This is a genomic window from Paracoccus kondratievae, assembly GCF_009301415.1.
Lineage (GTDB): Bacteria > Pseudomonadota > Alphaproteobacteria > Rhodobacterales > Rhodobacteraceae > Paracoccus > Paracoccus kondratievae.
In genome coordinates, this window is the sequence record NZ_CP045072.1 from 1,404,011 (window position 1) to 1,426,136 (window position 22,126).

The 22,126-nt window shown below is 62.7% G+C and carries 22 protein-coding genes; 7 read left to right on the forward strand and 15 right to left on the reverse strand.

The genetic code is table 11. From position 1 onward, the window contains the following. Positions 1-115: 115 nt before the first annotated feature. Genes F8A10_RS06980 through F8A10_RS06990 form a run of 3 tightly spaced genes read left to right on the forward strand, consistent with a single transcriptional unit; the run spans position 116 to position 2,625 of the window. Entirely contained in the window at positions 116-1,162 is a 1,047-nt protein-coding gene (locus tag F8A10_RS06980; RefSeq protein ID WP_010392488.1) for a methionine ABC transporter ATP-binding protein, read from the forward strand. Next, positions 1,152-1,826: a methionine ABC transporter permease gene (locus F8A10_RS06985; protein WP_010392490.1), complete on the forward strand. Its 675-nt coding sequence runs from the start codon at positions 1,152-1,154 to the stop codon at positions 1,824-1,826. Before F8A10_RS06980 ends, F8A10_RS06985 begins: the two co-directional genes overlap by 11 nt. Before the next feature lie 16 nt (positions 1,827-1,842). Then, positions 1,843-2,625, forward strand: coding sequence for a MetQ/NlpA family ABC transporter substrate-binding protein (locus tag F8A10_RS06990; protein WP_193668093.1), 783 nt, complete (start codon positions 1,843-1,845; stop codon positions 2,623-2,625). 75 nt (positions 2,626-2,700) lie between these two features. Here F8A10_RS06990 and F8A10_RS06995 read toward each other — a convergent pair whose 3' ends face one another. Together F8A10_RS06995 and F8A10_RS07000 are read right to left on the reverse strand one after the other, a co-directional pair. Beyond that, on the reverse strand, positions 2,701-4,203 hold the full coding sequence (locus tag F8A10_RS06995) for an acetyl-CoA hydrolase/transferase family protein (protein ID WP_010392494.1): 1,503 nt from the start codon (positions 4,201-4,203) through the stop codon (positions 2,701-2,703). Positions 4,204-4,329: 126 nt separating this feature from the next. Beyond that, positions 4,330-4,755 (reverse strand): DoxX family protein, encoded by a 426-nt coding sequence (locus tag F8A10_RS07000; RefSeq protein ID WP_152366977.1) that lies wholly within the window; start codon positions 4,753-4,755, stop codon positions 4,330-4,332. Between the two features lie 105 nt (positions 4,756-4,860). Here F8A10_RS07000 and F8A10_RS07005 point away from each other — a divergent pair, with 105 nt between their 5' ends. Then, positions 4,861-5,772, forward strand: a complete 912-nt coding sequence (locus tag F8A10_RS07005) for a LysR family transcriptional regulator (protein WP_085501100.1) — start codon at positions 4,861-4,863, stop codon at positions 5,770-5,772. Here F8A10_RS07005 and F8A10_RS07010 read toward each other — a convergent pair. From F8A10_RS07010 to coxB, 10 genes are all read right to left on the reverse strand, one after another. Then, the gene (locus tag F8A10_RS07010) at positions 5,735-7,135 is read right to left on the reverse strand and encodes an FAD-binding oxidoreductase (protein ID WP_085501101.1); all 1,401 of its coding nucleotides are present in this window, start codon (positions 7,133-7,135) and stop codon (positions 5,735-5,737) included. The two genes, F8A10_RS07005 and F8A10_RS07010, sit on opposite strands and share 38 nt — an antisense overlap. Beyond that, on the reverse strand, positions 7,135-7,716 hold the full coding sequence (locus F8A10_RS07015) for a GNAT family N-acetyltransferase (protein WP_010392499.1): 582 nt from the start codon (positions 7,714-7,716) through the stop codon (positions 7,135-7,137). Before F8A10_RS07015 ends, F8A10_RS07010 begins: the two co-directional genes overlap by 1 nt. Next, positions 7,716-8,924, reverse strand: coding sequence for a M16 family metallopeptidase (locus F8A10_RS07020; RefSeq protein WP_264675554.1), 1,209 nt, complete (start codon positions 8,922-8,924; stop codon positions 7,716-7,718). Before F8A10_RS07020 ends, F8A10_RS07015 begins: the two co-directional genes overlap by 1 nt. A 53-nt stretch (positions 8,925-8,977) precedes the next feature. Beyond that, the gene (thrC, locus tag F8A10_RS07025; protein ID WP_152366979.1) at positions 8,978-10,366 is read right to left on the reverse strand and encodes a threonine synthase; all 1,389 of its coding nucleotides are present in this window, start codon (positions 10,364-10,366) and stop codon (positions 8,978-8,980) included. Between the two features lie 9 nt (positions 10,367-10,375). After that, positions 10,376-11,047 (reverse strand): SURF1 family protein, encoded by a 672-nt coding sequence (locus F8A10_RS07030; RefSeq protein WP_010392503.1) that lies wholly within the window; start codon positions 11,045-11,047, stop codon positions 10,376-10,378. Between the two features lie 64 nt (positions 11,048-11,111). Next, positions 11,112-11,912: a cytochrome c oxidase subunit 3 gene (locus F8A10_RS07035; RefSeq protein ID WP_010392504.1), complete on the reverse strand. Its 801-nt coding sequence runs from the start codon at positions 11,910-11,912 to the stop codon at positions 11,112-11,114. A gap of 34 nt (positions 11,913-11,946) precedes the next feature. After that, positions 11,947-12,534, reverse strand: a complete 588-nt coding sequence (locus F8A10_RS07040; protein WP_085501104.1) for a cytochrome c oxidase assembly protein — start codon at positions 12,532-12,534, stop codon at positions 11,947-11,949. After that, positions 12,531-12,806 carry a hypothetical protein gene (locus tag F8A10_RS07045; protein WP_010392506.1) on the reverse strand — a complete coding sequence of 92 codons (276 nt, stop codon included), beginning with the start codon at positions 12,804-12,806 and terminating at the stop codon, positions 12,531-12,533. Before F8A10_RS07045 ends, F8A10_RS07040 begins: the two co-directional genes overlap by 4 nt. Further along, complete coding sequence (gene cyoE / locus F8A10_RS07050; protein ID WP_152366980.1) at positions 12,806-13,723, reverse strand: heme o synthase; 918 nt, start codon at positions 13,721-13,723, stop codon at positions 12,806-12,808. Before cyoE ends, F8A10_RS07045 begins: the two co-directional genes overlap by 1 nt. A 9-nt stretch (positions 13,724-13,732) precedes the next feature. After that, positions 13,733-14,629, reverse strand: a complete 897-nt coding sequence (gene coxB, locus F8A10_RS07055; protein WP_010392508.1) for a cytochrome c oxidase subunit II — start codon at positions 14,627-14,629, stop codon at positions 13,733-13,735. A 162-nt stretch (positions 14,630-14,791) separates the two neighbouring features. Here coxB and tldD point away from each other — a divergent pair, with 162 nt between their 5' ends. From tldD to F8A10_RS21815, 3 genes are all read left to right on the forward strand, one after another. Continuing rightward, positions 14,792-16,213, forward strand: coding sequence for a metalloprotease TldD (gene tldD / locus F8A10_RS07060; protein ID WP_010392509.1), 1,422 nt, complete (start codon positions 14,792-14,794; stop codon positions 16,211-16,213). Between the two features lie 99 nt (positions 16,214-16,312). Then, the gene (gene dprA / locus F8A10_RS07065; protein ID WP_406611506.1) at positions 16,313-17,578 is read left to right on the forward strand and encodes a DNA-processing protein DprA; all 1,266 of its coding nucleotides are present in this window, start codon (positions 16,313-16,315) and stop codon (positions 17,576-17,578) included. Between the two features lie 115 nt (positions 17,579-17,693). After that, complete coding sequence (locus F8A10_RS21815) at positions 17,694-19,796, forward strand: OmpA family protein (protein ID WP_152366981.1); 2,103 nt, start codon at positions 17,694-17,696, stop codon at positions 19,794-19,796. A gap of 108 nt (positions 19,797-19,904) precedes the next feature. Here F8A10_RS21815 and phoB read toward each other — a convergent pair whose 3' ends face one another. From phoB to pstB, 3 genes are read right to left on the reverse strand one after another with little or no spacing between them, the layout of a single operon-like run. Continuing rightward, a complete protein-coding gene (gene phoB, locus F8A10_RS07075) occupies positions 19,905-20,594 on the reverse strand; it encodes a phosphate regulon transcriptional regulator PhoB (protein WP_010392512.1) in 690 nt (229 codons plus the stop codon). A 3-nt stretch (positions 20,595-20,597) separates the two neighbouring features. Continuing rightward, a complete protein-coding gene (phoU, locus tag F8A10_RS07080; protein WP_010392513.1) occupies positions 20,598-21,308 on the reverse strand; it encodes a phosphate signaling complex protein PhoU in 711 nt (236 codons plus the stop codon). A gap of 17 nt (positions 21,309-21,325) precedes the next feature. Further along, entirely contained in the window at positions 21,326-22,123 is a 798-nt protein-coding gene (gene pstB / locus F8A10_RS07085; protein WP_010392514.1) for a phosphate ABC transporter ATP-binding protein PstB, read from the reverse strand. Positions 22,124-22,126 lie beyond the last annotated feature (3 nt).

Here is a 22,126-nt window from a genome sequence, read left to right on the forward strand (position 1 = left end):
CCATTCCATCCGGCAGCCCCGGTTTGGAATGGCGTTACCCTTTTCGGGGGTCCCTGCCCCTTGCCAACCCGGCCGTGTCGGGCATAGGTCTCGCCTGACATTCAAGGCAGGGGCAATGACAGAGCCGGCAATTTCCTTTCAGGGCGTGACGCGCCGCTATCCGCAAAAGGGCGATAGCGAAGTGGTGGCCCTGCACGACATCTGGCTGGACGTACCGAAAGGCGCAATCACCGGCATCATCGGCCGTTCCGGGGCCGGGAAATCGACGCTGTTGCGCATGGTGAATGGGCTTGAGCGCCCCAGCACCGGCAAGGTGATCGTGAACGACCACGATGTAGGCGCGGCCTCGACCGCCAGCCTGCGCCGCATCCGGCGCGAGGTTGGCATGATCTTTCAGCACTTCAACCTGCTCGCCAGCCGTACTGTGGCCGAGAACATCGCCCTGCCGCTGGAGATCGCGGGCGAGGACAGCGGTAAGATCGCCCCCCGCGTCACCGAGCTGATCGAGCGCGTCGGCCTGACCGAGCAGGCCGACCGTTATCCGGCCGAACTTTCGGGCGGGCAGAAACAGCGGGTCGGGATCGCCCGGGCGCTTGCGACCGGGCCGCGCGTCCTGTTGTCGGACGAGGCGACCTCGGCGCTGGACCCTGACACGACGCGGCAGGTGCTTGAGCTGCTGCACAGCATCAACCGTGAACTGGGTCTGACCATCCTGCTTATCACCCATGAAATGGCGGTGGTGCGCGATATCTGCACTCAGGTCGCGGTGATCGAGGCCGGTCGCATCGTCGAGGCCGGAGATACCTATGAGGTCTTTTCGAAACCTGCCCATCCGACCACGCGTTCGTTTCTGACCGGTGTAACGGGCGTAGCGGTACCGCAGTTTGTCGCCCATCGCATGCAAGAGACCCCGCCCTCTCCGACAGCCGAGGCGGTGGTCCAGATCACCTTTATCGGCAACCATGCCACTGACCCGATGCTGGCGCGGCTGACCTCAGAGCGGGGCGTCAGCGTCAACATCCTTGCCGGAGCCATCGAAGAGATCGGGACCAAACCCTTTGGCAGCCTGATCGTTGCCCTGCCTGCCCCGCGGCTGGAGGAATCGCGCCGCTTTCTGGAAGAACACGGCCTGCTGACCGAGGTGCTTGGCTATGTCGGCTAACCTGATCCCCATTCTGTGGCAGGCAACGCTGCAGACGCTTTACATGGTGACCACGTCCACGCTGATCGGCACGCTGATCGGCCTGCCGCTGGGGGTGTTTCTGGCCACCTCGCGCCGGGGCGAGTTGCTGTCTGCGCCATGGCTGAACTCTCTGCTGGGGCTGATCGTCAACGCCGCACGCTCAACCCCCTTTATCATCCTGGTGGTGGCGATCACTCCGCTGACGCAATTGATCGCCGGCACTTCGATCGGCACCACTGCCTCCATCGTGCCGCTGACCATTGCCGCCGCGCCTTTTATCGCCCGCCTGATCGAGACCGCCATCCGCGAAATCGATGCCGGCCTGATCGAGGCCGCGCGCGCCATGGGCGCAACCCCGGTCCAGATCATTCGCAAGGTCCTGATCCCCGAGGCACTGCCCGGCATCATCCTGGGGCTTACCCTCGCCGTGGTCAGCCTGATTGGCTATTCGGCCATGGTCGGCGCGGTCGGCGGCAAAGGTCTGGGCGATCTGGGCATCCGCTACGGCTATCAGCGTTTCATGCCCGAGGTGATGCTGACCGTCGTGATCATCCTGATCGTGCTGGTGCAACTGGTGCAATCCGTCGGCGAATGGATCGCCTCCCGTTTCGACAAACGTGCCCCCCGCAACCGGGGCCGATAACCTGAAAGGACATCCAATGCGCATTTTCCGCCTTGCCGCCCTGACTTCGGCGCTGGCCCTTTCGGCCGCCATGGCCGTGGCCGAAGAAATCAAGGTCGGCGTTTCCCCCGGCGAACATGGCGAGATCATGGAAGAGGTCGCCAAGATCGCCGAGGCCAAGGGCCTGACCATCGACATCATCGAATTCACCGATTACGTCGTGCCAAACCAGGCGCTGGCCGATGGCGATCTGCAGGCCAACAGCTTCCAGCACCAGCCCTATCTGGACAACCAGATCAAGGACCGCGGCTTTGATCTGGTCGCGATCGGCAAAACCATCACCACCCCGATGGGCGCCTATTCCGAAAAGCTGAAGTCGCTGGACGAGCTGGCCGAAGGCGCGCAGGTCGCGATCCCGAACGACCCGACCAACGGCGGCCGCGCATTGCTGCTTTTGCAGGACAAGGGCGTGATCAAACTGGCCGACGGTACTGGCCTGACCCCCTCGCCTCTGGACGTGACCGAGAACCCCAAGAACCTGAAGTTCATGGAGCTTGACGCCGCCCAACTACCCCGCGCGCTGGCCGATGTCGATATCGCCATCATCAACACCAACTATGCGCTGGACGCCGGGCTGAACCCCAATGAGGACGCCATCGCCATGGAAAAGGCAGACAGCCCCTATGCCAACATCATCGTGGTCCGCAAAGGCGATGAAGAAGCGCCCTGGGCCAAGCAACTGGTCGAAGCCTATCACGACCCGGCGGTGAAGAAATTCATCGAAGAGAGATATCAGGGCGCGGTGATCCCGGCCTGGTAAGGTAGTCGCCCTCTGCAAACCAGCAGGGACAGGGCCCCGATCAGAAAATGCCCCGCCGTTCTGGCGGGGCATTTTTCATTCGGGCTTCATGCTGCCAGTACGGCGCAAGCGGTCGTGCCAGCTGAGTGCCTCTTCGATCACATGGGGGGTATGACCACCGCGCGCCAGCGCCCGGGCGTAATAATCCTCAAGCCCGTCGCGCCATTCGGGGGCCACGCAGTTTTGCAGGATCACCCGCGCCCGTTCACGCGGTGCAAGGCCGCGCAGATCCGCAAGCCCCTGCTCGGTCACCAGAATATCCACATCATGTTCGCTATGATCGACATGCGAGACCATGGGCACCACAGATGAGACATTCCCGCCCCTGGCCGTCGATTTGGTGACAAAGACCGACAGGAAAGCGTTGCGCGCGAAATCGCCCGAGCCACCGATGCCATTCATCATTTGCGTCCCCATTACATGGGTCGAGTTCACGTTGCCATAAATGTCGAACTCAAGTGCGGTATTGATGCAAATCAGGCCAAGGCGGCGGACGACCTCGGGGTGGTTCGAAATCTCTTGCGGGCGCAACACCAGCCGGGGTTTGAATTCATGGAAGCGCCCCATCACGTCACGGTATTTCGGCGCAGACAATGTGATCGACGATCCCGAGGCAAAAACCATCTTGCCCGCATCCATCAGGTCAAAGGTCGAGTCCTGCAAGACCTCGCTATACATCGTCAGATCATGGAACGGGCTGTCGATGAACCCATGCAGGACCGCATTCGCGATTGTCCCAATACCAGCCTGCAACGGATGCAGGTGGCCAGGCAGCCGGGATTGCGCGACCTCGTTTTTCAGAAATTCGGTCAGGTGACCGGCGATGGCGCGCGTCTCGTCATCCGGGTCATGGATGGTCGAAGAGGAGTCAAGCTTGGTCGAAATCACGATGGCCGCGATACGGTCGGACGGCACCGGGATGAAGGGAAATCCGACACGGCTTTCGGGCGTCACGACCGGAATCGGGGTGCGGCTGGGCCGGTAGGTCGGGATATAGATGTCATGCAGCCCCTCCAGCGCCTCGGACTGGCTAAGGTTGATCTCGACGATCACCTTTTCAGCAAGCAAGGCGAAACTGGCCGAGTTCCCGACCGAAGTGGTGGGCACGATGCCACCGCTTTCGGTAATCGCGACGGCCTCGACAATGGCGATATCGACCGGGGGCAACTGACAGGTACGCAGCTGCTCGACCGTTTCCGAGAGGTGCTGATCAACATACATGACCTCACCGGTATTGATCGCGCGGCGCAGACCCGGGTCGGACATAAAGGGAATGCGGCGGGACAGGACTTTTGCCTCGGCCAGCGTCTTGTCCAGGTCATTGCCAAGCGACGCACCGGTCATCAGCGTCACTTTCAGCGGCTCGGCCTTGGCGCGTTCGGCCAGCGCCATGGGCACAGCCTTAGCCTCGCCCGCGCGGGTAAAGCCCGACATGCCCAGCACCATTCCGTCACGGATCAGGCTTGCCGCCTGTTCGGCACTGACCACGCGGTCCAGCAGCCCCTTGTGACGAATGCGGCCAAGATAGTCCTGGGTCATGACAGCCTCCCTGATCGTGACGGGATGATTAGGGACAAAGCGCGACAGTGACAAATCAATCCAGCCATGCATGCAAGGAAAGGCCGGCCCAAGGGCCGGCCTGTGCAAGATCGTTTCGCCTGTAGATCAGCGGCGACGGCCCAGCGACCACGCCCCATCACCCAGCAGCGACAGCGCGACCATGGTGATGGCCCAAAGCACCGGATATTCCCAGCCACCACCCGGGTTGCTGAACGAGAAACCGGCCGAGCCATGACCGAACCACGCCGCGCCAAGCAGCAGGGCAGCCATCACCAGCGCGATGATGCGGGTGAAGATACCGCCGATCAGCGCCAGACCACCCAGAATCTCGGCCAGCATGGTCAGATAGCCAAGCAGGCCCGGCAGGCCGATCGATTCAAAGTAGCCGGCGGTGCCCGCGGGGGTGAAAACGAACAGCTTGGTCAACCCGTGAACCAGAAACCAGGCCCCGGTCGAGACCCGCAGGATGAAAGCGGCAATGTCGGCGTTGCGCTCGGCCGTGGCCGCGCCGCCGTGGATAAAGTCGGTCATTTTTGCGTTTCCTTGGATACGTTCCTTGCTGCCCAGATAGCATCTGGAAATTGTCGCAAAAACGGCCATATTTATGGAAACATTATCGCCACAGCGGGGACACATATGGACAAGATCGACGGCATCCGTGCCTTTGTCGCGGTGGTCGATGCCGGTTCATTTACCCGGGCGGGGACGCGGCTGGGGATTTCGAACAAGCTGGTCAGCAAATATGTCGCCGCGCTGGAGGGGCAGCAGGGGGTGACGCTGCTTAACCGCACCACGCGATCACTGTCGCTGACCCCGGCCGGAGAGCGCTATCTGGCCGCAGCCCGCCGCGTGCTTGCCGCCGTCGAGGAGCTGGACGGACAGGCCAGCGCCGAGGAAGGGGCGCTGACCGGCCGGCTGCGCGTGACCGCTCCGGTCACCTTTGGCGAGATGTTCGTGACCGTGCTGACCCGCGATTTCACCCACGCCCATCCGGCATTGAATATCGACCTGCATCTAAGTGATCGTTACGTCGATCTGGCAGCCGAAGGGTTTGATCTGGCGCTGCGTATCGGGCAATTGCCTGACTCCAGCCTGATCTCGCGCCGCGTCGGTCAGGCCGAGGCATGGGTGGTCGCCAGTCCCGCCTATCTGGCCAGCCGCCCGCGCCCAACCCACCCCGAGGCGCTGCGCGATCATGTCTGTATCCGGGACAGCAATGCCCAGAACCCCGGGCGTGCCGCCTTTCTGGTCGAAGGCAAGGTGATCAGTGTCCCCCTGCCCGGTCAGATCACTGTAAACAGCGCGCAGGCAGTGCGCGAACTGGTGTTGACAGGTGAGGGGATCGCGCTGATCCCCAGCTTTGTCGTGGCGCATGACGTGGCCGAAGGGCGGCTTGAACGGCTGATGGCCGATTATCAGCGCCCCCGGCTGGATATTCAGGCGCTTTACCTGCCACAGCCTTTCATGCCACCACGGCTGTCAGCCTATCTGGAGCATCTGCGGGCAAAACTTACGCCCCTGCTGAAAGCACCGCCCCCGGATTCATGATCCCCAAGGGGTCTAGCGTCGCCTTGATCGCCCGCATCGCGGCAAGCCGCACCGGATCGCCCCAACGTTCCAGATCGCTGACCTTGAGCCGCCCGACGCCATGTTCGGCCGAGAATGAGCCCCCCCGATCCACCACCATCTGATGAACGCGCTGCGACAGGGCCTTGCGCCGGTCGTCGTAATCGGCGCGGCTGCGGCCCGGCGCGGGGAAAAGATTATAATGCAGGTTGCCGTCACCGAGATGGCCAAAACAGTTGATCCGCAGCCCCTCATCCGCAAGGGCCTCGCCAGCATTGCGAATGAAGCCGGCGACTTCGGACAGGGGCAGGCTGATGTCGTGGCTGGCGACCGCGCCGATACGGCGGTTCGCCTCGGGGATATGTTCGCGCAGATGCCAAAAGCCCGCCGCCTGAGCGCCAGACTGCGCAATCACCCCATCGGTGACCAAACCGCGCTCCATCGCGTCGACCAGCAAAGCCTCAAGCGCCGCTTCAGGGGCAAGGCCTTCGGGCAGGCCAACCTCGATCAGCACTGACCATTCTGCGCCCGGCAGGGGCTGGCGGATCTCTGGCAGAACCTCGGCCAGAAAGGCCAGCCCCTGCCCGCCGATCAGTTCAAAGGCGGTCACACCCCCGGCCATGCGCCCCTCGGCCAGCGACAAAAGCGTCAGCGCCGCCTCGGGTGACGGGACCTGCAGCATCGCCGTGCCGATCCCCGGCGGCGGCACCACCAGCCTCAGACTGGCTGCGGTAATGATGCCCAGCGTCCCCTCGGCCCCGATCAGAAGGTCGCGGATATCGTAACCGGTGTTATCCTTGCGCAGCCGCTTCAGATCATGGACGATCGAGCCATCGGGCAGCACCGCCTCGATCCCCAGGCACAGCGCGCGCGCCGTGCCGTAGCGCAGCGCAGTAACGCCCCCCGCATTGGTCGCAAGGCAGCCGCCAATCGCCGCCGTACCCTGACTGGCAAGCGATAGCGGGAAAAGCCGTCCTGCTGCCTCAGCCGCGTCGCGCACGGCTTGCAGGGTCATGCCTGCTTCGGCCACCAGCACATTTTCTTCGGGAAACACCGCCCGCAGCGCAGTCATCCGCTCAAGCGACAGGATCAGCGGTGGCGGTGCATCGGGCATGACCTGTCCCCCGACAAGGCCGGTGCCGCCACCGCGCGGGACAATGGCAACGCGGGCCTCGGCACAGGCGCGAACAATAGCAGCAACCTCAGCGGTGTTGCGGGGCGCGGCAACCAGCCCGGCCTGGCCTTGCCAGCGGCCGCGCGGCTCTTCCAGATAGGCAGGTGTCACCTCGCGCAGGACGCCTTCGGGCAGGCAGGCGGCCAAAGCTTCATCAGCGGGGTTCAGCATCAGCGCACCTCGGTCTTGCCGCGCCGGTCGTGGCGCAGGTTGGCGTAAAGCACGTGATTGCGCCAACGCCCGTTGATCTGCAGATAGCTTTGCGCAACGCCCTCATACTTAAAGCCCGAACGCTCCAGCACCCCGCGAGAGGGCGAGTTCTCGGGCAGGCAAGCGGCCTCGATACGGCTAAGATCCATCTCGCCAAAGGCGTAGCGCACGACCGCGCCAATCGCCTCAAGCATATAGCCCTGCCGGGCAAAGGGCTGGCCGATCCAATAGCCGATGGCCGCTGATTGCGCCGGTCCACGACGGATATTGTCCAGCGTGATCGCACCCAAAAGCGTCCCGTCCCTGCGGATCAGGAAGAGTGGCAGCGCCGAGCCGTTGCGGCTGGCCCGCTGCGCCCAATAGACGCGATTGGTAAAGCTGCGCTTGCTAAGATGATCAGGCGCCCAGACCGGCTCCCACGGGGTGAGAAAGGCACGGCTTTCGACGCGCAGCGCCACCCAAGGTCCGAAATCGGCATGCGCCGGCAGGCGCAGCACCATCCGCTCGGTTTCCAGACGCGGCGGACGGCGGCGCGAGAACATCAGGCGGCGAGCCTTTCTGCCAGCACCTCGCGCGACGGCGCAGCCGAGACGGGGCCGTAAAGCGCAAGCGCCGGGCGTGCATGGGTGATCAGCCGCTCGGCATGGGCGCGGATATCGCCCACCGTCACGGCATCAATCCGCTCGGCCACCTCGGCCGGATCGGGCACCCTGCCCCAGATCGCCAGGGAACGCGCCATCCGCTCGGCCTGACCGGTCGGGCTTTCAAGCCCCATCAGCAACCCGGCTTTCAGCTGGGCGCGCGCCCGCGCAACCTCGGCGGCGGTCATATCCTCGGCCGAACGCTTTAACTCATCGACGGTCAGTTCTGCCAGATCGGCTATCTGCTCGCCCGAGGTGCCGGCATAGATCGTGACCATGCCGGTGTCGTCATGGAAACCGGACTGGGCAAAGATCGAATAGCAAAGCCCACGCTCTTCGCGCAGTTTCTGGAACAGGCGCGAGGACATTCCGCCCCCAAGCACCGAAGTCCAGATTTGCGCAGCATAGAAATCGGCCGCCTGATAGCCCGGTCCCTCAAAGGCCAGCGCGAAATGGGCCTGCTCCAGGTCACGCACACGCCGCGCCTCGGCACCTTGCCAGCGGGCGGGTTCGCGCTGGGTCAGGGCGCGGCTCGGCAGATGGCCAAAAATCGCCTCGACCTGACGTAAGATACGGTCATGTTCCACCGCACCTGCAGCGGCGACGATCATCCGTTCAGGCCCGTAATGTTCGCCAATAAAGCCCGACAGATCCTCACGGCCAAAATGGCTGACGCGTTCGGCCGGACCAAGGATGGTGCGCCCCATGGGCTGGTCTGGATAGGCCGCCTCTTGCAGCCAGTCAAAGATCACATCATCGGGCGTGTCGAGCGACTGGCCGATCTCTTGCAGGATCACGCCCCGCTCAACCTCGATCTCGCGCTGGTCAAAGACCGGGTTCAGCACGATGTCCGAGATGACATCCAGCGCCAGGTCGACATCCCCTGCCAATACGCGCGCGTAATAAGAGGTAACGTCGCGCGAGGTATAGGCGTTGATATACCCGCCCACGTTTTCGATCGACTCGACGATCTCCAAGGCGCTGCGGCGGGCCGTGCCCTTGAACGCCATATGTTCAAGGAAATGGGCAATGCCGTTCTGTTCGGCCCGCTCATCCCGGCAGCCTGCGTTGACCCAGATACCGATGGCGGCAGAGTGCAGCCCCGGCATATTGCGGCTTACGACACGCAGACCGTTCGGCAGAGTGCTGATGCGGATTTGATTCACGCTGTTCTCCGTTCAAGAATCAGCGATTTAATCGCCTCGGCGTCGTTTGCAATACGCGTGATGCGTTCGTCGCGTTTAAAGAGGTCGGCCATACGCGACGGCAGGGGCGGCCGGATGCCGGTCGCGGCCTCAACCGCATCGGGGAATTTCGCCGGATGCGCGGTCGAAAGACTGACCATCGGCACACCCGCGCGCAGATGTGCACGCGCCACCTTCACCGCAACCGCAGTATGGGGGCAGATCACCTCGCCGGTTTCCTCGCGGATGGTGGCTATCATCGCCGTCGTCTCGGCCTCGGAAACGCGGCCCGAGATATAGGTTTCACGCAGCGCCTCAAGCGCACCTTGGCTGATGGTGAAACCGCCGGATTTCAGCTCTTCCATCAGGGCCGAAACGGCATTGCCGTCGCGGCCATAGGCCAGCCACAGCGCACGTTCAAAGTTCGAACTGACCTGAATATCCATCGACGGACTGATCGAAGGCTCGACGGTGCCGACACGATATTCCCCACTGGTCAGCGCACGATGCAGAATGTCGTTCTGATTGGTGGCGATCACCAGCTTGCCAATCGGCAGCCCCATAGCCCGGGCGATAGAGCCCGCGAAAATGTCGCCGAAATTCCCGGTCGGTACGGTGAAATCCACCGCCCGTGCCGGTGCGCCAAGGCTGACAGCGGCAGCGAAGTAATAGACGATCTGCGCCAGCACCCGCGCCCAGTTGATCGAGTTCACACCCGCAAGGCCCACCGTGTCGCGGAACTCGTGGTCATTGAACAGATCCTTCAGCCGCGCCTGACAGTCGTCAAACGTGCCCTCTACCGCCAGTGCATGGACATTGGCATCCGCAGGGGTCGACATCTGACGGCGCTGCACCTCGCTGACCCGGCCATGCGGGTACATGATGAACACATCGACATTCGAAAGCCCCCGGAACGCCTCGATCGCGGCCGAGCCGGTATCGCCCGAAGTCGCACCAAGAATGGTGATCCTTTGCCCGGAACGCGCCAGTGCCAGCTGGAAAAGCTGGCCGATCAGCTGCATCGCAAAGTCCTTGAAGGCCAGGGTCGGACCGTGGAACAGCTCCAGCAGGTGATGGCCGGGCGCAAGCTGAACCAGCGGGGCGCGGGCGATATGGTCAAACCCCTGATAGGCGCGGGCGATGGCATCGCGCAGGTCGGCGTCGCTGAAACTGTCACCGACAAAGGGGGTGATGACGCGCCGGGCAACCTCTTCATAGGGCAGGCCTTCGAGGCTGGCGATCTCTTCTGCCGAGAAGGTCGGGATGGTCTCGGGCAGATACAACCCTCCGTCCCGGGCCAGACCGGTCATCATCGCCTGCTCGAAGTCCAAGACCGGAGCCCGCCCCCGGGTCGAAACGTAACGCATCGCGTCCCCCTAGAATTTCCGCTGCCTGATACGCCAGATCAGCGCCACTGTCATCCCTGCCCAGACCGCGGCAATCATGAACCATTGCATCGCATAGCTCAGGTGATTGTTCGGAATGCCCGCGACCGCGACCGGAATCGGCTGAACGCCCTGATCGTCCCCCCGCGTCTCGGACGCCACGACAAGGACCGGTTCGGTCCCAAGCTTGGCAGCCATGGCGGGGACATCGCGGGCAAACCAGATATTTTCGTCAAGGTTTGGTTCGGGCGTGGCACTGCCTTTTTCCTCGGGCCAGTGCAGATTGCCTGCCACCTCCAGCCGCACGGGCGGGCGCGGATCGCGGCGATGGTCCTGATCAACAAAGCCGCGATCCAGCAGGATCCGCCGGCCATCATCGGTGACAAAGCCCGAAATAACCTGATAGCCGCCGCCCAGCTCGCGGGTACCGGACAGAACGTCAATCTCTTCGCCAGTCGTTTCGCCCGAAACCAGCACAGGCAGGTATTTCATCGAGGGATCAATCGCCTCCGGCAACGGCACAGGCGCACCCCCGATGCGGGCCTCGATTTCGCTCAGCAATCCCTGTTTCCACTCAAGGCGATGCAGTTGCCAAACACCCAGCGAGATCAGGATGGCACAGCCGATCACGCCGATGATCAGCGGGAACAGATAGCGGCGCATGGCGGGCCTCCAATGCAAACGGCGCGGGAACTTTTGCCCCGCGCCGTGAAGATGTCTCAGGGTATCAGCGGCCCCAGATGTAGATCACGACAAAGAGGAACAGCCAGACCACGTCGACAAAGTGCCAGTACCAGGCAGCGGCCTCGAACCCGACGTGCTGCTGCTGGGTCATCTGGCCGCGCAGCAGCCGGATCAGGCAGACAAACAGGAAGATCGTGCCGATGATGACGTGAGCACCGTGAAAGCCGGTCGCCATGAAAAAGGCACCAGCATACACGGTGTCGGCCATACCAAAGGCAGCGTGGCTGTATTCATAAGCCTGCAGGCCGGTAAAGCAGACGCCAAGGATCACCGCGACGATCAGACCGTTGATCGTGGTCTTGCGGTCGCCGTCATGGACAAAGGCATGGTGGGCCCAGGTCACTGCAACACCTGACAGCAGCAGGATCAGCGTGTTGATCAGCGGCAGGTGCCAGGGATCAAAGGTGGTGATACCTTCCGGTGGCCAGACGCCATCCTTCAGCGGGCTGTCCGGTCCCATCGGATACAGGGCATTTTTGATAAAGGCCCAGAACCAGGCGACGAAGAACATCACCTCGGACATGATGAAAAGGATAAAGCCGTATTGCAGGCCGATGCGCACGACCGGGGTATGTTCGCCCGACTCGCCCTCGCGCACGACGTCAGACCACCAGCCGAACATGACGTAAAGCACGGCCGCCAGACCGATCAGGAAGAGCCACGGCCCCCCGCTTTTCATCCACATCACGGCGCCGCTCAGCATCACGAAGGCGCCGACAGCACCAAGGAGGGGCCAGATGGATGGCGGCAGGATCTGATAATCGTGGTTCTTTACATGGGCCATGGCTGCGTTCCCGGCTGTTGCTGGTTCGTGTTGCTCAGTTTACGGTCGGTTCCGTCTCGTGGTCCAGCGCCGCTTGCTGCGGTGCCGGAGGATCGGTCCGGTGGAAGGTGTAGGACAGGGTGATGTCGCGGATGCGTCCCGCATCGCGGTCATTGACCAGATCAGCGTCAACAAAGAAGCTGACCGGCATCTCGACCCGCTCACCCGGCTGCAAGGTCTGCTCGGTAAAGCAGAAGCAGTCAATCTTGTTAAAGAAATAGCCCGCGGCATCCGGCGCAACGTTATAGCTCGCCGTCCCGGTAATGGGCTCGTCGGTGTTGTTGACCGCCTCGTAGAAGGCCAGAGCATTCTCGCCTATGCGCAGCTCCATTTCGCGCTGCATCGGGCGGAACGTCCAGCCAAGGTTCGGGTCCACGTTGGCATCAAAGCGAACGCGGATCTTTTCCTCAAGCACAGTATCCGAAGCGGCCTCGGCAACGTTGGTCGTGCCGGCAAAGCCTGTTACCCGGCAGAACCAGGAATAAAACGGCACCGCCGCCCAGGACAGCGCGCCCATCAGCACCGCAACCCCCAAAAGGATCGCGACCGTGCGCCCGTTTGACCGTTTTTCCTGCCCGCTCATGGCTGACCTCCTGCGGCTGCGTCCGGCCCGCCGGCTGCGGCCGGAGTTCCGGGCGCGGCCACCGGGCCTGCGTTCGGCGCTGGCGGGTTCGGGTCCCGGGGCAGCATCGAAGCGCGCGGACGGTGATCGTAGCCTTGCATCATATCGCCCTGGGTAATTTTGACCACCGACAGGCCAAAAACCAGTACGACAAAGGCCAGAAGCACCACCAGCAGACCGATGTTGCGGCTGCGACGGCGCCTGTGCAATTCGTGTTCAACCCGCTGCAGCATCACCATCCCCCGACCCAATGTTGCAAAAGAAGCGCGAGGAAATGCAGGAAAGTGTAATAGAGTGAAAGCCGGAAATAGCGCTTTTCGACACGATAGCCGTCGGCCTGCGCCTGCTCTTCGTCACGGCACAGGATACGCCATCCACCAAGGATAAAGAGCGCGTTCAGCACCACCGACACCGCCAGATAAAGCGGCCCGCCGACCGAGGTGAACCCCAGCCAGATCGCGAACGGCGCCAGCACCAGCGTATAGGCAAAGATGTGGCGGCGCGTGACCTTGCGGCCATGGGTCACCGTCAGCATCGGCACGCCGGCCTTGGAATAGTCGTCGTTCATAAAGAGCGCCAGCGCCCAGAAATGCGGCGGCGTCCAAAAGAAGATCAGTGCAAACATCAGCAGCGATTCGATGCTGACGCCCCCGGTTGCGCAGGCCCAGCCGATCATCGGAGGGAAAGCCCCCGCTGCGCCACCAATGACGATGTTCTGCGGGGTCGAGCGTTTCAGCCAGATCGTATAGATCACCGCATAGAAAAAGATGGTGAAGGCCAGAAAGCCCGCTGCAAACCAGTTTGCGGCCAGACCCAGCATCATCACCGAAAGGCCCGACAGCGCGATGCCAAGACCCAGCGCCTCTTGCGGGGTGACCCGGCCTGCGGGCACAGGACGGCCCGCAGTCCGGCGCATCACGGCGTCGATATCGGCGTCATACCACATATTGAGGGCGCCCGAGGCCCCGCCCCCCAGCGCGATGAACAGCACCGCGCAGAAAGCGACGAACGGGTTGACCGGCTGCGGTGCGATCCACAGCCCGACAAAGGCCGTGAACACCACCAGCGACATGACACGCGGCTTCAGCAGCGCAACATAATCGCCAAAGCCCGCGTCGGCCGGCCCCTCATATGCGTTGATATTGGCCACGGCCCGACCTTATTCGGCCGAAGCCAGCTGAATCGGGCTGGCCGGCAGGTAATCCGAAGCGTCGGCGGCGAATTCTTCTTTCGCGCCAGCAAGCCAGGCGTCGTATTTCTCCTGGCTGACTGCCTTCACGACGATGGGCATATAGGCATGGTTGATGCCGCAAAGTTCTGAGCACTGACCGAAATAGACGCCTTCTTTGTCGACTTCGAACCACAGCTGCGCGATACGGCCCGGAACGGCGTCCTGCTTTACGGCAAAGGCCGGAATGGTCCAGCTGTGAATCACGTCGGTTGCGGTGACCTGCACCAGAACCTTCTTGCCGACCGGCACAACCACCGGGTTGTCGGTAGCCAGAAGATATTCGTCTTCAGAGTAGCCAGCGTCGGCCAGCGCGTCTTTTTCCAGCAGCAGCGCATCAAAAGCTACGCCGTCATTCGGATATTCATAAGACCAGTACCACTGGTGCCCGATCGCCTTGATCACCAGATCGGGGTCATTCGGCATCTCTTGGCTGCGGAACAGGATCGGCAGCGAATAAGCGCCAATCGCAACCAGGATCAGCACCGGAACCAGCGTCCAGATCACCTCGACCGGAGTGTTATGCGTAAAGCGCGCAGGTACCGGATTCATCCGACGGTTGAAGCGAACGATGCAGTACAGCAGCAAAAGGCAGACAAACACCGTCACGGCCGCGATGATGTAAAGCACAAAATGATCCAGCCACTGCTGGTCATGCGCCAGCGGGCTCGAAGCCGGCTGGAAGCCCATCGCGCCGTTCACCGGCTTGCCGATTACGGGCAGTTCGCCCAGCACTTCTTGCGCCATGGCCGGAACGGCCGTCATCGTCGCAACTCCAAGGCCCGTCACCGCCGCCCGCGCGCGGCACATCGTCGCAATTGCCATCATCCCATCCCGTTGCCTATCATGCCGCCGGCAGGCCATGGGTCTCATAGCCGCCGACATATCGGTGCTGCACCACAACCATATCTTCCCTCGGCGGGCAAGCCATACCTATCGACTTCCGACCAAAAAACCCCTAGGCCGGGCTTCCAGGCAAGGACAGGTTTCATGGCAGACGCTTCGTTTTCCCCCTTTCAGACGCATCTGGATCAGGATCGCGCCCTGCGTGTACTGCGCGATGCCTTGGCCGGTGCCGATGATGGCGAGCTTTTCCTTGAGCGGTCACGTTCCGAGGCACTGGTCTATGATGATGGCCGGCTGCGCACCGCAAGCTATGACGCCGAACAGGGCTTTGGCCTGCGCGCCGTGCGCGGTGATGTAACCGGTTATGCCCATTCGACGGAAATCAATGAAATCGCACTGAAAAAAGCGGCCGAGACGGTGCGCCTGGCGGTCGGCTCTGGCGGGGGCTCTCTTGCCCTGCCGCCCGGGGGTGAGATCCGGCCGCTTTATGCTGCCATCGACCCGGCCGAGGACGTGCCCTTTGCTTCCCGCGTCGCCCTTTTGCGCGAAATTGATGCCTTTGCACGTGGGCTGGACCCGCGTGTGGTGCAGGTTTCGGCCAGCATTGCGACCTCGGTGCAAGAGGTGGCCATCCTGCGCCCCGAAGGTGGGCTTGCCACCGATACCCGACCGATGGCTCGGCTGAATGTCTCGGTCATCGTCGAATCGAACGCGCGGCGCGAGTCGGGAACGGCGGGGGGCGGGGGGCGTATCGGACTTGCCGGCCTTGTCGCGCCCGAACACTGGCAGGGGCTGGTGCGCGAGGCGCTGCGGATCGCACTGGTCAATCTACGTTCGATCCCCGCGCCCGCGGGCGTAATGGATGTGGTGCTTGGCCCCGGCTGGCCGGGCATCCTGCTGCACGAGGCCGTAGGGCACGGGCTTGAAGGTGATTTCAACCGCAAGGGGCATTCGGCCTTTGCAGGGCTGATGGGTCAGCGCATCGCTGCGCCAGGGGTTACGGTTGTTGATGACGGCACTATTCCTGACCGCCGCGGCTCGATCTCTGTCGATGACGAGGGCACGCCCCCCGGCCGCAACGTTCTGATCGAGGACGGGATTCTGGTCGGCTATATGCAGGACCGCCAGAACGCCCGTCTGATGGGCGTCTCGCCGACCGGCAACGGCCGCCGCCAGAGCTATGCCCATGCGCCGATGCCGCGCATGACCAATACTTTCATGCTGGCAGGAAGCGAGGATCCGGCCTCGATTCTTGCGGGGCTTGAGGACGGGATCTACGCTGTCGGCTTCGGTGGCGGTCAGGTTGACATCACCAACGGAAAGTTCGTCTTTTCCTGTACCGAGGCCTATCGGGTAAAGAATGGTCAGGTCGGGGATCCGATCCGTGGGGCCACCCTGATCGGGGACGGCGCAACCGCGCTGCAGCAGATCCGCGCAATCGGAAACGACCTGTCGCTGGACCCCGGAATCGGCAACTGCGGCAAGCAGGGGCAATGGGTTCCGGTCGGTGTCGGCCTGCCCACGCTGCGCCTCGGCGGGCTGACCATCGGCGGTTCGGCAGCCTGAGCCATTTTCACAGGCCGTGAAAAACTTTTTGCCGGCTAACGCATTCTTAACGATTGCCATGCCATGACCTGTCCTGCGGATTAGGCAGAGGCATGGGACATGTTGGCAAGATCGCATTCTTTCGACCACCACCGAACCCCGTTGATACAGCGGGGGGGAGCACTTGCAGCGCTGCGCCTGATCCGTTCGCGCAGGGTCGGGCCTGCTACCTTTCACCGATTGCTTGCCGAACATGGTAGTGCCGAGGCAGCGCTTGCCGCTCTGCCGGGCATCGCCCGCGCGGCAGGAATGCAGGACTATACCCCCTGCCCCGCCTCGGTCGCTGAGGCCGAGATTGCGGCAGGCCAGCGACTTGGCGCCCGATTGCTGACCTGGGATGACCCGGAATATCCCGCGCTGCTGCGCGAGATCGCCGAGGCACCGCCTGTACTGTGGTTACGCGGCGATATGTCCGTGCTGGATCGACTGCCCGTAGCAGTGATCGGGGCCCGCAACGCCTCATCGCTTGGGCTGCGCATGGCGCGCGGCCTCGCGTCAGGGCTGTCTCAGGCTGGGGCGGCGGTCATTGCGGGGCTCGCTCGCGGAATCGATACCATCGCGCATGAGGCAGCTTTGCATCGCGGCACCATCGCGGTCATGGCGGGGGGAATCGACAAGATCTATCCTGGCGAAAACACCGCCCTGGCCGAGGCAATCTGCGAAACCGGGTTGCTGATCACCGAACAGCCACCGGGGATAGAGCCGGTCGCGCGGCACTTCCCGGCTCGTAACCGCATCATCTCGGGCCTCGCGCGCGCCGTGGTGGTGATCGAGGCTGCGCATCGTTCGGGCAGCCTGATTACAGCACGCTGCGCGCTGGATCAGGGGCGCGAGGTTATGGCAGTGCCGGGCCATCCGATGGATGCGCGCGCCGCAGGCTGTAACAACCTGATCCGTGATGGCGCCCTGCTGGTGCGTAATTCGGCCGATGTGCTGGCCGGTTTGCAGACCAATGACCGCCGTGCCCCGGCGCAAAATCCGGCAGAACCTGCCGAGCACAGCTTCACCCCAGCTACGCCGGCACCCGCCCCGGTCATGACACGCGCACGCGCCCTGCAACCTGCCGCAGTCGCAGAACGCCTTGCCAGCCTCGGACATCGGCCCCACAACAAGCCAGCGCCATACCGTCTGCGCGACGCAGGTGGCCCGGTGGATCTGGAGGCCCGCATTCTCGCCCGCCTTGGACCCAGCCCGACCGAGGAAAATATGCTTATCCGCGATCTCGGCATGCCAGCCGCAGCCCTGGCCCCCGCGATTCTCGCGCTAGAGCTTTCTGGCCGCGTCCAGCGCATGCCTGGCGGCAGGCTAGCCCGATGTGACGCCTGACGTGCACGACCGGCGGACTTGTTCCGATCACAAGGCGGTCACGGGCTTGTTCAGGAACCCCGCTTAGCAAGCGGTGGTTGACTGGTGATCACGCGACCATCGGAAGAGGACCGACATGCGCCGCATTTACAAAACGACAACCGCCCTTGCGACCTGCCTGTCCCTGATCGCCCCGCAGTTGGCGGTAGCGCAGGACGATCAGGATACGACGGCCGATGAGCAAGCCGTCCTTTCCAACGACCAGCCCGCGGAGCCGCAAGAGGCTGCGGAGGAAGTCCAGGAGGCCACCCCGACAGAGAGCACAGCCGTGCCAGAGGATACGACCAAAGCAGCCAGCGAACAGCCCCAGGGCGAGACTGTTGCTGCGGACCAGCCCGAGGATGCGCATGCCTCGCCGGAACAAGCAGCACCAGTGGCACCGCCGGCAAAGCCCGAGGTGACGCAGGCCAAAGAACCCGCCCCCAAGCCGCCTGTGGTACAGGCGCAAGAGCCCGTCACCCGGCCTGAGACTGCTCCCGCGACAGCAGAGGGTATTACGGGCGCTCAACCCGAACCAAAGCCGGATAATTCTGAAGCGGTTACTGCTGCTGACCCCGCCCCGAATGCAAAGCCGTCCATAAAGGCTGAACGGGCGATGCAGGAAACAAGCGCCGAAACCACTGAAGGCGACAGCGCCAGCAAGACCTCCGCAGAGCAGTCTGAACAAGGCGATGAACCGCAACTGGAACCTGCGCCGGTGCAACAGACCGCGCCCGCTGGTTCTTCGTCGAACGAGAGTAACGCGGAGGCTGCCGGCCAGTCAGCGCCTGACCCAAATCAATCCGCAGAGCCACGGCCGACCCCTAAACGGACCGCCGACAGCCCCTCCCCTGACACCCCGGACGCACCAGAGCTTGAGCACCACCTGCAACAGCAGGTGCCCGATACGAATAGCAGCAGCACCGGTCCCAAAGAAGCAGCGGCTGAGGATGAAGAACAGCCAAATGCAAAAGAGCTCGAGGAGCGTCTGAAAGAACAGGCCCAAACCACCAAAGAGGCAGAGCCCTCCAGCCAGGCCAGCAAAGATCAGCCGGCATCGGAGCTGACAACCGAGGTCGAAGCACCCGAAGCAAGGGTCGAGCCGAATGCGCTGGCACAGCGTGCGGCCGAAAAAATCACCCCGCCCACGGCTACCGCGCTCTCTGCCGGAGATGAGGAAGAGGCGGGCAAAGGTGAGGCGCAGGAAGTACAGATCACCAAGGATAACGCGCGCAGCTCGGCCGAAGATTTTGCCACCTCGGTCGCCGAAGGTCTGCAGGCTCAACCAGCTGATCCACAGCCCAAGGAAGCCCGTGACGATGATAACGACAATGACATCGCCAAACTGTTGCTGGCGGGTGCGGCCGGTTTTGCTGTCGGCAAGATGCTGTCGAACGACCGGCAGGTGGCCCTGAACACCGGGGACCGGGTGGTGGTCACACTACCTGATGGCAGCCAGCAGGTGATCAAGGATGACAACGCCCTGCTCTATCAGCCCGGTTCGAACGTGCGCACCGAGACTTTCGATGACGGGTCTACCCGGACCACGGTCCTGCGCGCCGATGGCAGCCGTGTCGTCACCATTCGGGACGCGGATATGAATATCCTGCGCCGCACGCTGTTGGCCACCGACGGGACAGAGACCCGGCTGATCGACGATACCGAGGCACAACCGGTTCAGATCTCGACCCTGCCTGCCCCGCCACCAGTGCGCATCAACCATGACCGTCTGGATGAGGCAGCCTTGCGCGAGGCGCTATATCGCGAGGCATCAGTGGATCGCCGGTTCAGCCTTAGCCAGGTCCGCGACATCCCCGAGGTCCGGGCCCTGGTCGCACCGGTGAACCTGCCCCAGATCACCTTTGACACCGGGTCGGCGGCGATCACGCCCGATCAGGCACAAGAGCTGGCAGCCTTGGGCAAGGTGATTCGTGACAGTATCGGTCAGAACCCGCGCGAGATTTATCTGATCGAGGGCTATACCGACGCAATCGGTTCGGATGCGGCTAACCTTGCGTTGTCGGACCGGCGGGCAGAATCAGTGGCGCTGGCGCTGACTGAATATTTTGAAGTCCCGCCTGAAAACATGGTCGTGCAGGGCTATGGTGAACAGTTCCTGTTGATCCCGACCACCGAGGCTGAGCGTCAGAACCGCCGCGTCGCCGTACGACGGATCACCGACCTGCTTGCACAACGTTAACGCAAGGCTGGAGCCCCCCACCTGCATCGACCCGAAGCGGGTGGAAGCATAAAAAAGGCCGCGGTGAAACGCCGCGGCCTGCCCCGCTGGCAAGCCCGGACTGACAGATCAGCCCAGCGAATAGCCGGTGCCGCGCACCGTGCGTACGGGATTGTCGCCGCCGTTGGCCATCAGCGCCTTGCGCAGGCGGCCAACATGGACATCAATGGTGCGGGTGTCGACATAGATATCGCGCCCCCAAACCCGGTCAAGAAGCTGTTCTCGCGACCAGACCCGACCCGGCTTTTCCATCAGCGTGGACAACAGGCGGAATTCGGTCGGTCCCAGATGCAGGGGCTGGCCGGCGCGGAACACGCGATGTTCCCCCGCATCAAGGATGATGTCGCCAAAAGTCAGCCTTTCGCCCATCGAGGCCGGGCGGGTGCGACGCAGCTGGGTGCGCAGCCGCGCCATAAGTTCGACCACCGAATATGGCTTGACCACATAGTCGTCGGCGCCGGTCTCAAGCCCGCGCACACGATCCACCTCTTCGGAACGGGCGGACAGCATGATGATCGGGATCTGACGCGTCACGGGGTCGGCCTTGACCCGGCGGCAAACCTCGATGCCGCTGACATTGGGCAACATCCAGTCCAGAACGATCAGGTCGGGCTGTTCCTCGGCGATAAGCAGCATCGCCTCATCCCCGTTTTCGGCCAGCACGACGCCGAAACCTTCGGCTTCAAGGTTGTATTTCAGCACTTCGCGCTGCGCGCCTTCGTCCTCAACAACCAGGACACAGGGTTGCGTCTGTGCCATGTATCAAGCCCCCCCAATTCGCGGAACGCTTTCGCCCTTGGGGCGCGGATCATCGGGCAGCTCACCAGTGGCAAGATAGATCACCTGCTCGGCAATGCCGGTGGCGTGGTCGCCCATGCGTTCGATGTTCTTGGCGATGAAATGCAGATGCATGCAGGCGGTGATGTTACGCGGATCCTCCATCATATGGGTCAGGAACTCGCGAAACAGCGCGTTATACATCTGATCCACCTCCAGATCGCGCTTGCGCACGTCGGCGGCCAGCGCAACGTCGCGCTGGATATAGCTGTCCAGAGCGTCCTTCATCATCGCCTCGACCGTGGCGGACATGCGACGCAGCGCCATGCCGGCCCCCTCGATCTCCGGCATCTCGGCCAGAACATCGCTGCGTTTTGCGATGTTTTTGGCGTAATCGCCAACGCGTTCAAGAATGGCCGAGATCTTGATCACCGACAGCACCGTGCGCAGATCAGTAGCCCGCGGCGCGCGCAGCGCGATCAGACGAGCCGCCTCTTCGTTGATCTGCAACTCAAGCTCATCGATGGCCTTGTCGCGGCGGCGGATGTCGTCGGCTAGTTCGCCGTCACGGGCCTCCAGCGCGATGGCCGAATCATGGATGGCGCTTTCGACCATGCCGCCCATCTTGACCACCAAAGCCTGGACGGTTTCCAGATCGCGGTCAAAGGCGGACAGGATATGGCGTTCGTTATTCATGTCAGTTCCCTTCCGGCTCAGCCGATGCGGCCTGAAATGTAGCTTTCCGTCCGCGGGTCGCGGGGATTGGTAAAAATGTCGTCGGTGTTGCCGTATTCCACCAGATTTCCGAGATGGAAGAAGGCCGTCTTTTGACTGACGCGCGCGGCCTGCTGCATCGAATGGGTGACGATCACCACCGAAAATTCGGCCCGCAGCTGGTCGATCAGCTCCTCGACCTGGCTGGTGGCGATGGGGTCCAGTGCCGAACAGGGCTCATCCATCAGCAGGACCTCTGGCTGGGTCGCAACAGCCCGCGCAATGCAAAGCCGCTGTTGCTGGCCACCCGACAGACCGGTGCCCGGTTCGCCCAGACGGTCCTTGACCTCATTCCACAGCGCCGCGCCGCGCAGCGATTTTTCGACAATTTCGTCCAGTTCGGCGCGGTTGCGGGCAAGCCCGTGGATACGCGGTCCATAAGCGACATTGTCATAGATAGATTTCGGAAAGGGGTTCGGTTTTTGAAACACCATTCCGACGCGTGCGCGCAACTGCACCGGATCGACGCGGCGGTCGTAGATATCCTCGCCATCAAGCGCAATCCGTCCGCCGACACGACAGCTTTCGATCGTGTCGTTCATACGATTCAGACAGCGCAGGAAGGTTGATTTTCCGCAACCCGAAGGACCGATAAAGGCGGTCACGGTCTTATCCAGCAGGTCGACGTTAACATCCTTGATCGCATGCTTTTCGCCGTACCAGACCTGCACGTCCTGCGCCGAAATCTTGATTTCTGTCTGCTCCACGCTGCGCTCCAGAAGTGTCATGTCGTTCATATC